The 8467-nt window shown below is 74.2% G+C and carries 9 protein-coding genes; 4 read left to right on the plus strand and 5 right to left on the minus strand.

All coding sequences use genetic code 11. From position 1 onward, the window contains the following. On the plus strand, positions 1–905 hold a 905-nt coding region (gene ccsB, locus HMPREF3159_RS12230), incomplete at its 5' end, for a c-type cytochrome biogenesis protein CcsB (protein WP_070501254.1). 437 nt (positions 906–1342) lie between these two features. Here ccsB and HMPREF3159_RS12235 read toward each other — a convergent pair. Further along, positions 1343–1729: a PLD nuclease N-terminal domain-containing protein gene (locus HMPREF3159_RS12235; protein ID WP_070501255.1), complete on the minus strand. Its 387-nt coding sequence runs from the start codon at positions 1727–1729 to the stop codon at positions 1343–1345. A gap of 266 nt (positions 1730–1995) precedes the next feature. On the opposite strand from HMPREF3159_RS12235, the gene HMPREF3159_RS12240 reads away from it, so the two are divergent. After that, positions 1996–2364, plus strand: a complete 369-nt coding sequence (locus tag HMPREF3159_RS12240) for a DUF4229 domain-containing protein (RefSeq protein ID WP_070501256.1) — start codon at positions 1996–1998, stop codon at positions 2362–2364. Positions 2365–2496: 132 nt separating this feature from the next. Here the strand turns inward: HMPREF3159_RS12240 and HMPREF3159_RS12245 are convergent, their stop codons facing one another. The 4 genes from HMPREF3159_RS12245 to HMPREF3159_RS12260 all read right to left on the minus strand — a co-directional run bounded on the left by HMPREF3159_RS12245 (position 2497) and on the right by HMPREF3159_RS12260 (position 6641). Continuing rightward, the gene (locus HMPREF3159_RS12245; RefSeq protein ID WP_070501257.1) at positions 2497–3393 is read right to left on the minus strand and encodes a 1,4-dihydroxy-2-naphthoate polyprenyltransferase; all 897 of its coding nucleotides are present in this window, start codon (positions 3391–3393) and stop codon (positions 2497–2499) included. 266 nt (positions 3394–3659) lie between these two features. Next, positions 3660–5036 carry an AMP-binding protein gene (locus HMPREF3159_RS12250; protein WP_070501258.1) on the minus strand — a complete coding sequence of 459 codons (1377 nt, stop codon included), beginning with the start codon at positions 5034–5036 and terminating at the stop codon, positions 3660–3662. Position 5037: 1 nt separating this feature from the next. Beyond that, positions 5038–6033 (minus strand): 1,4-dihydroxy-2-naphthoyl-CoA synthase, encoded by a 996-nt coding sequence (locus HMPREF3159_RS12255; RefSeq protein ID WP_070501259.1) that lies wholly within the window; start codon positions 6031–6033, stop codon positions 5038–5040. Further along, positions 6030–6641: a GNAT family N-acetyltransferase gene (locus tag HMPREF3159_RS12260; protein WP_083305935.1), complete on the minus strand. Its 612-nt coding sequence runs from the start codon at positions 6639–6641 to the stop codon at positions 6030–6032. Before HMPREF3159_RS12260 ends, HMPREF3159_RS12255 begins: the two co-directional genes overlap by 4 nt. A 55-nt stretch (positions 6642–6696) precedes the next feature. Here HMPREF3159_RS12260 and HMPREF3159_RS12265 point away from each other — a divergent pair, with 55 nt between their 5' ends. After that, positions 6697–7674, plus strand: coding sequence for an o-succinylbenzoate synthase (locus HMPREF3159_RS12265; protein WP_070501260.1), 978 nt, complete (start codon positions 6697–6699; stop codon positions 7672–7674). A gap of 34 nt (positions 7675–7708) precedes the next feature. Further along, positions 7709–8467, plus strand: a 759-nt coding sequence (locus HMPREF3159_RS12270) for a thiamine pyrophosphate-binding protein (RefSeq protein WP_246821628.1), incomplete at its 3' end; no start/stop codon positions are given.

An 8467-nucleotide genomic window follows, 5' to 3' on the forward strand; every position in this document is an offset into this window, starting at 1 on the left:
CCGGCGCAGCGAGCGCGGGCTCCGCGGGCTCCGGCGCCGGCGGCTCGGATTCCCTCGCCCCGGGCACCGCCGGTACGGGCACCGCGGGGGAGCCTCCCGCCGCGTCCGGCGGCATGTCCGCGCAGCGCTTCGCCTTCCTGCTGGCCTCGGCCGCGACCGTGCTGCACCTGATCGGCGTGATCTCCCGTGCGCTCGCCACCCAGCGCGTCCCGTGGGCGAACATGTACGAGTTCGCGACCACCTCCACCGCGATCGTGATGGTCGCCTTCCTCGCCTTCAGCGTGCGCCGCACGGAGCTGCGGGCGCTGGGCACCTTCGTCGTCGGCCCCGTGCTGCTCGTGCTGCTGCTCGCGCAGACGTTCTGGATCGTGCCCGCCGCCGAGCTCACCCCGAGCCTCCAGAACTCCCACTGGATCTACATCCACATCGGCGTCGCGATCATGGCGACGGCGCTGTCGATCCTCGGCGCGGTCGTCGCCTCGATGCAGCTGCTCCAGGCGACGCACGAACGCGTCCTCGCCGAGCGCGCCGCGACCGAGGAGTTCCCCGAGCACTGGGGCCGCTTCGGGCACGTGCTGGACCGGCTGCCCTCCTCGTCCTCCCTCGAGGCGCTGAGCTTTCGCATCCACTCGGTCGCGTTCGTGTGCTGGACCTTCACCCTGATCTTCGGGGCGATCTGGGCGCGCGAGGCCTGGGGCCGCTTCTGGGGCTGGGACCCCAAGGAGGTGTGGACGTTCATCATCTGGGTGATCTACGCGGCCTACCTCCACGCCCGCGCCACCGGCGGCTTCCGCGGCTCTCGTGCAGCGGGCCTGGCCCTGGCCGGCTTCGTCGCCGTGGTCTTCAACTACACCATCGTGAACACGGTCATCAACGGCCTGCACTCCTACTCCGGCCTCGGCTGAGGTTCCGGCCGGGGCAGGCAGTCCGGTCTCGACGGGTGCTCGGGTCCCGGCTCTGGCCGCGCCGAGCAGTTCTTCGACGATCCGTTCCAGGACCTGGAACGGATCGTCGAAGTGTTCTCGGCCGCCGCGATGCGGACGAGGCCAGGGCCGCGGTGCGAAGAATTGATCGACGTCAGGTGCCAGCTTCCTGGTGCCTGACGTCGATCGACTCTGTGCAGCGGTGGTGCGGCCGGGATCGGTGCCTGCGCACGTGCAGTCGGTCGACGTGGAGTACCACCTTTGGGGTACCTGGCGTCGATCGACTCCGGGGGGAGGGCTCGGCAGAGCTTCGCAGAGCGGGCGCGGCAGACACCCGGTGACCGGTCCGGTCGGCAGGAGACGGCATGCGACGCGCCGAAGCGCGGATCGCCGAGGCGACTCTTCCCGGCCGGGCCTGCTCAGGCGCTGCGGCCGGTGTCGGTCCCGCTGTCGCCGGGGCCGTCGTCGGGCTCGCCGGAGTCGCCGGGGCCTTCACCGCGCTCGCGACGCTCTCGACGCTCGCGGCGGATGTCCTCGTCGAGCTTGCGCAGGAACTCGGGATCCTCGTCGGGGGCGAGGGGGCCGTCGCGCCGCGGACCGGGGCTGCCGGAGGAGCCTCGGCCCCACGAGCGCTCCTTGCCCACGAACAGCCAGGTGAGCGGTCCCACCCAGGGGATCAGCACGATCAGCACGATCCATGCCCATTTCGGCACACCTCTGACCTTGTCGTCCTGGGTCTGCACACAGTCGGCGAGTGCGAAGACGGTCAGGGCGATCGAGAGGACTGCCAGGATGCCGCGGGCCATGGGGGCAGTCTAGGGCGCGGACCTGGGACGGGGCCGGGGACTCTGGACCAGATTGGGGGCTCTGGACCAGATCGGGGACTCAGGACGGGATCGGGGACCGGGCAGGGACGCGGGACGAGACCGGAGTACGGCAGGGCTGCCCATCGCGTCCGCGGCAGGGCTCGCCGCGCGCGTCGTGATCGCGGCCCGCAGCCCGCGGCGTGATCCTGGCCCCGAGCCGCCTCCGGGGGCAGCGGGTTCCCGGACGGGGGACCTAGTCTGGAGCGATGCGACAGTTCCTGCTCTACGCCGTCATCCGCCTGGGCCTGTGGATCGCCCTGTGGTGGGTGCTCACCGTGGCCGGGGTGGGCGTGATGCTCGCCGGCGTGCTCGCGGCGTTGATCGCGATGCTGATCTCGATCCTGTTCCTGGACCGCCTGCGGGACGCCGCGGCGATGCGGTGGAAGGCCGCCCACGAGCGCAGGGTCGAGAAGCGCGGCGAGACCGTGGACGAGGATGCCGTGTACGAGGACGGGCTCTTCGCCGACGAGGTCCGGATCGACGGAGAGACCCGGGCGGGGGACTCCGCCGCAGGCCCCGCGGACCTGCCCGACCTCCCCGAGGACGGCACGAGCGACGGGGACACCAGGGCCTGAGCCGCCCCAGGGCGCTCAGCGCGCTGACACGCTGCCCTGAGCCCTGAGCCCTGAGCCCTGAGCCCTGGGCCCTGAGCTAAGGGCCCGCTGTTCCCCGGATGTTGCGTCCTGCGGACCAGCGGTCCGACGAGGTCAGAGCACGAGGCCGACGAGCAGCAGCAGCGAGAAGACCAGCTCGAGCCGTCCGGTCGCGCCGAGCACGGGGATCAGGTCCCGGCCCATCGCCCCGCCGAGCACCTTCCGCACCGGACCGAGGGCGAGCGGCAGGGCGAGCAGCACCAGCGCCGCGGGCCAGTGCGCGATGATCACCGGCACCATGAGCACGAAAGGCGCCAGCAGCGCCGTCGTGAAGAGCAGGCGCGTGCCGCGCTCACCGAGTCGGACCGCGAGGGTCCTCTTGCCGGAGACGGCATCGGTGGGGATGTCGCGCAGGTTGTTGGTGAGCATCAGCGCGACGGCGAGCAGCCCGATCGCGACCGAGGCGAGCAGCGCCCCCCAGGAGGGGCGGCCCGTGATCGCGAGCGCCGTGCCGTTGACGGCGACGAGACCGAAGAACACGAACACGAAGACCTCGCCGAGGCCCAGGTAGCCGTAGGGCTTCCTGCCGCCGGTGTAGAACCAGGCTGCGGCGATCGCGGCGGCGCCGACGACCAGCGCCCACCACATCTGCGCCACGGCCACCAGCACGACGCCGAACAGGCCGCCGAGGGCGAGGGAGATGATCGCGGCGCGCTTCACGGTCGCGGGGCGGGCGGCGCCGGAGCCGGTGAGGCGGAAGGGGCCGACCCGGTCGTCGTCCGTGCCGCGGATCCCGTCGGAGTAGTCGTTGGCGAAGTTCACGCCGATCTGCAGCGAGAAGGAGACGGCGAGGGCCAGCAGCGCCCGGGGGATCACCAGCGCCCAGTCGACCGATCCGGTGAGCTCGCCGAGCTGCCACACGGCGACGCCGGTTCCGGCGGCGACGGGGGCGAGGGCGGCGGGGAGGGTCTTCGGGCGGGCGCCCTCCACCCACTGCGACAGGCTGGCCATCGTGCTCCTCACGCGTGCTGGGGCCGGCGGTCGACGGCCCCGACGAGCTTACGCCGCGGTGCGGCGCCGGACCGTCCCGTCGACTGTGAGTCGTGACCCGAGTGACGAGCACCGGGCCACCCGGATGCCGGGCCGCCGCGATGCAGGATCGGCCCGATGCCGGGCAGCTCCGATGCCCCGCCGCCGCTCTGCTCGACGTCCGTGGCGCACGGGCTCCGCGGCCTCCCCGACGGCGCGGCCGACGGGCAGGGCGGGGCAGCGGACCCTCAGCCGCCGGCGAGGCGGCGAGCGGCGGCGCGGTCCACCTTGCCGATGCCCAGCAGCGGCAGCTCCGCGACGACGTGGACGCGCTTGGGGATCATGTGCGCGGGCACCTCGCTGGTGCGCAGCGCGGAGCGGACGAGCGCCGAGGCCTCCGCGGGGTCCGTGCCCTCCTCGAGGGTGACCACCGCCTCGACCCGCTGGCCCCATTCCGGATCGGGCACCCCGACCGCGACGGAGGCGCGGACCAGGCCGCGCAGCATGAGGGAGCGATCGATCGCACGCTCGACCTCCTGAGGGAGGACCTTGCGTCCGCCGGTGTTGATCACGTCGTCGGCGCGGCCCAGCACGGTCAGTGCGCCGTCGGCGTCGAGCTCGGCGAGGTCGGAGGTGAGGAAGGCGCGCCCGGCGCCGTCATAGGAGCCGTCATCGGCGACGGACGCTCCGCCGGCTGGCGCGTCGGTGCCCGGCTCGGCGGCTGGCGGCGAGGCAGTGGCGAACACTCCGCCGTCGGTGCCGCCGTCGGCGGTGAGATAGCCGAGGGCGAGGGTGGGGGAGGAGATCCGCAGCCGGCCCGCGCCGGACTCGTCGGGGTCGAGCACCGACAGGGACACCCCGGGCAGCGGTTGACGGTCGTAGACGCAGCCGCCCGCGGTCTCCGAGGAGCCGTAGGTGGTGCGCACCGGGATCCGCTGGCCACGGGCGCGGGCGAGCACGTCGGGGCTGGTTGCGGCCCCGCCGACGAGCACGGCGGCGAAGCGCTTCAGCAGGCCGCGGGCGCGGGCGTCGTCCCCGGTCGCGCCGGTGACGATGCGGGTGAGCTGGGTGGGGACGAGAGAGGTGAGCGCCGGCAGCCCGGCCCGCTCCGCCTGCTCGAGGACGGGCCCGGCGAGCTCCACGAAGGTGGCGGCATCGAAATGGCCGCGCAGGTCAGGCAGCGGATCCGGCAGGGCGGGTCCTGGAAGGCCCAGCACCTGGCCGGTGCGGTGGGCGCGGGCGAGGACCTGCACCCCGGCGATGTGCGTCGGCGGCAGCAGCGGCAGCCAGAATCCGTGCCCGCGGGAGTCCGGGGCGGTGCCGTCGGCGGCGAAGAGCTGCGCGGTCGCGTCCTGCGAGGCCCTCAGCGCCGCGAGGCTGAGCGCGACGGCCTTCGCGGTCCCGGTCGATCCGGAGGTCGGGACCACCAGCGCCGTGTCCTCGAGCCCGGCGGGCAGTGTGCCGGGGGCCGGGAAGGGCCCGAGCCACAGGCGCGCCCGGCCCGCCATCACCTCGCCGATCGCCTCGGAGTGCGCGGCGAGAGAGGCGGCGGAGGCGTCGTAGGCGGGCGGGACCAGCCAGGGCAGGGACGCGGCGGCGGGGCCGTCGGGCACGGGCGCGGCCATCTCAGCCCTGCGGGTGGGGGAAGGAGGTCCAGTCGGGGTCGCGCTTCTCGAGGAAGGCGTCGCGGCCCTCGGCGGCCTCGTCGGTCATGTACGCCAGCCGCGTCGCCTCCCCGGCGAAGACCTGCTGGCCCATGAGGCCGTCGTCGGCGAGGTTGAAGGCGAACTTCAGCATACGTATCGCCTGCGGGGACTTCGTCGCGATGGTCGCGGCCATCGCGAGGGCCTCCTCCTCGATCCGTGCGTGGTCGACGACCCGGTTCACGGCACCCCAGTCGTAGGCGTCCTGGGCGGAGTACTCCTCGGCGAGGAAGAAGATCTCCCGCGCGCGCTTCTGACCGACCTGCTTGGCGAGATAGGCGGAGCCGTAGCCGCCGTCGAAGGAGCCGACGTTCGCGTCGGTCTGCTTGAAGCGGGCGTTCTCGCGGGAGGCGATCGACATGTCCGCGACCACGTGCAGGGAGTGCCCGCCGCCGGCGGCCCAGCCGTTCACGACCGCGATCACGACCTTGCCCATGGTGCGCATGAGGCGCTGCACCTCGAGGATGTGGAGGCGGCCCGCGGAACGGGTGCGCACGGAACCGGTCTCCTCCACAGCCTCCTCTGCGGCGTACTCGTAGCCGGCACGGCCGCGGATCCGCTGGTCGCCGCCGGAGCAGAAGGAGTGCCCGCCGTCCTTGGGGGAGGGGCCGTTGCCGGTCAGCAGGATCACGCCCACCCCGGTGTCGAGCCGGGCATGGTCCAGCGCTCGGTACAGCTCGTCGACGGTGTGGGGGCGGAAGGCGTTGCGCACCTCGGGACGGTCGAAGGCGATCCGCACCGTGGGCAGGTCCCGCACGGTCAGCTCCCCGTCGGGCGACTCGATCCGCTCCACGGCCCGGTGGTAGGTGATGTCGGTGAGCTCGGGCCCGCCGTGCTCGTGTGCCGGCACCTCCCGCCAGCGGCGGGCATCGAAGGTGTCGGAGACCTGACGGGGCAGCGGGGCGGGCGGGGTCGTCATGGCTTCCAGGGTAGTCCGGGCAGCGTGGGCCGCGGATCGCTGCGCAGCCTTCCGCAGATGCGCACGTCGAGGCGCTCGCCGTCGATCAGGAACTTCCCGCGCTCGACCCCCTCGTCGACGAAGCCTGCCGCGCGGGCGACCGCCGCGGAGGCGGGATTGTTCACCCGGTGTCCGAGCTCGAGCCTCTCGAGGCCCCACCCGCCGCCGGCCGTCGGCGTCAGCGCCTGGTCCGCGACGGTGGCGGCCGCCCGGGACGCGAGCCCACGACCGCGATGCTCGGCGCGCAGCCAGTAGAAGAACCAGCCGCTGCGGTTCTCCTCGTCCACGGTGATCGCCACCAGGCCGACGAGCCAATCTTCCGCATTGACGATCGCGGTCGCCCGGCGCTGCGGGGCGAGCAGCAAGGCCACCTGCTCATGGGCCTGCTCGAGAGTCCGCACCCCGCCTTGGCGGGCCATGTCAGGCGCCGAGCGGAAAGCGCCCAGCACCGCGAGTGCGTCCTCGGCCCCCACGGGGCGCAGCCCGTATCCGCCCTCGGGCGTCGTCGGGAGCGCTGAGGCGCCGGAAGCGGCTGGGCTCCGCGAGGCATCGTCGGTCGTGGGTTGCATCGCCTCATCGTGCCGTGCCTCGTACGCGCGGCGCACGTTCATTACTCTCGGGAACATGCTCATTCCCCCTGCCCTCCGCGAGCGCGGCATCGACCGCGTCCACGCCTGGTCCATCCCGATGACCACCCGGTTCCGACGGATCACCGAGCGCGACGGACTGCTGCTGCACGGTCCGGAGGGCTGGGCGGAGTTCTCCCCGTTCTGGGACTACGACGCGGCCGAGTCGACGGCCTGGCTGCGCGCCGCCCTCGAGGACGCGACGACGCCCCGCCCCGCCCCGCTGCGCGATCGGATCGAGGTCAACGCCACGATCCCGGTGCTCCCGCCGGTGCTCGCGGCGCGGATCGCGACGGTCGGCGGTGCGCGGACGGCGAAGGTGAAGGTCGCCGATCCCGGCTCCGACCTCGCCTCCGACGCGCAGCGCCTCGAGGCGGTCCGCGACGCGATGGGCCCGGACGCCCGGATCCGCATCGACGCGAACGCCGCCTGGACGTACGAGGAGGCGCTCGAGGCGCTGCCCGTCCTGGACCGGGCCGCGGGCGGGCTCGAGTACGCCGAGCAGCCCTGCGCCTCGCTCGAGGACCTCGCCGCGCTGCGCCGTGCCCTCGACATCCGGATCGCGGCCGACGAGTCGGTGCGCCGGGCGGAGGACCCGCTGCGGGTCGCCCGGGCCGAGGCCGCCGACCTGCTGGTGATGAAGATCCAGCCGCTCGGCGGCGTCACCCGCTGCCTCGAGCTGGCCGAGGAGGCGGGGCTGCCGGTCGTGGTCTCCTCCGCGCTCGAGTCGAGCATCGGCCTCGGCGCGGGGCTCGCCCTCGCCGCGGCGCTGCCGGAGCTGCCGCACGCCTGCGGTCTCGCGACCGCGACCCTGCTCACCGGCGACCTCGCCCCGCAGCCTCTGCACGCGACCGGCGGCACGCTGCCCGTCGGCCGGACGGCGCCGAGCGAGGAGCTGCTCGCCCGCCACGCGGCCGACGGCGCCCTCGCCGCGCGCTGGGAGGAGCGGCTCGCGGCCTGCGCGGCCCTGCTCTGACAGCACGTGAGCGGGCCGGGACTACCCTGACGGGGTGCACGAGCCCTCCGCCCCGATCCCCGCACCGCTGACGATCCCCGCGCCCCGGCCCACCGGCTCCGGCGCGGTGGACCAGGCGGTCGCGGTCTGGTCCGCGCTCGCGGGGCTCGGACTGGCCGAGGCGGTGCTCGCTCCCGGCTCGCGCTCCGCGCCGCTGGTCTACGGCCTCGCGGCCGACGAGGTGGCCGGTCGGATCCGTGCCCACGTGCGGATCGACGAGCGCGCCGCCGCCTTCACCGCCCTGGGCCTCGGCCGCCTGGATCCTGCGCGGCCCGCCGCGGTCGTGACCACCTCCGGTACCGCCACCGCGCACCTCCACGCCGCCGTGATGGAGGCGCACCACTCGCGAATCCCGCTGCTCGTGCTCACCGCGGACCGGCCTGCCGAGCTGCGCGAGGTCGGCGCGAACCAGACCACTCGCCAGGCCGGCATGTTCCGCTCGCTGGTGCGCCTGGCCGTGGACCTGCCCGCCCCGACCGCCGAGGCGGCGAGCCCGGTCGAGCTGCGCACCGCCGTCTCCACCGCCGCCCGCGCCCTCGCCGCCGCGACCGGGGAGCACCCCGGTCCCGTGCACCTGAACCTCTCCTTCCGCGACCCGCTCGTGCCCCGCGCAGAGGAGTCGGAGCAGCCCGACAGGACCGCGGCGCCGGAGCGGATCGTCGTCACGCGCCGCGTCCCCGCCCCGGCGCCTGCCCCGCAGCCGGTCCCGGTCGACTCCCGCACCGTCGTCGTCGCGGGGGACGGGGCGGGACCG

The sequence above is a fragment of the Brachybacterium sp. HMSC06H03 genome (assembly GCF_001807385.1).
GTDB classification, from domain to species: domain Bacteria; phylum Actinomycetota; class Actinomycetes; order Actinomycetales; family Dermabacteraceae; genus Brachybacterium; species Brachybacterium conglomeratum.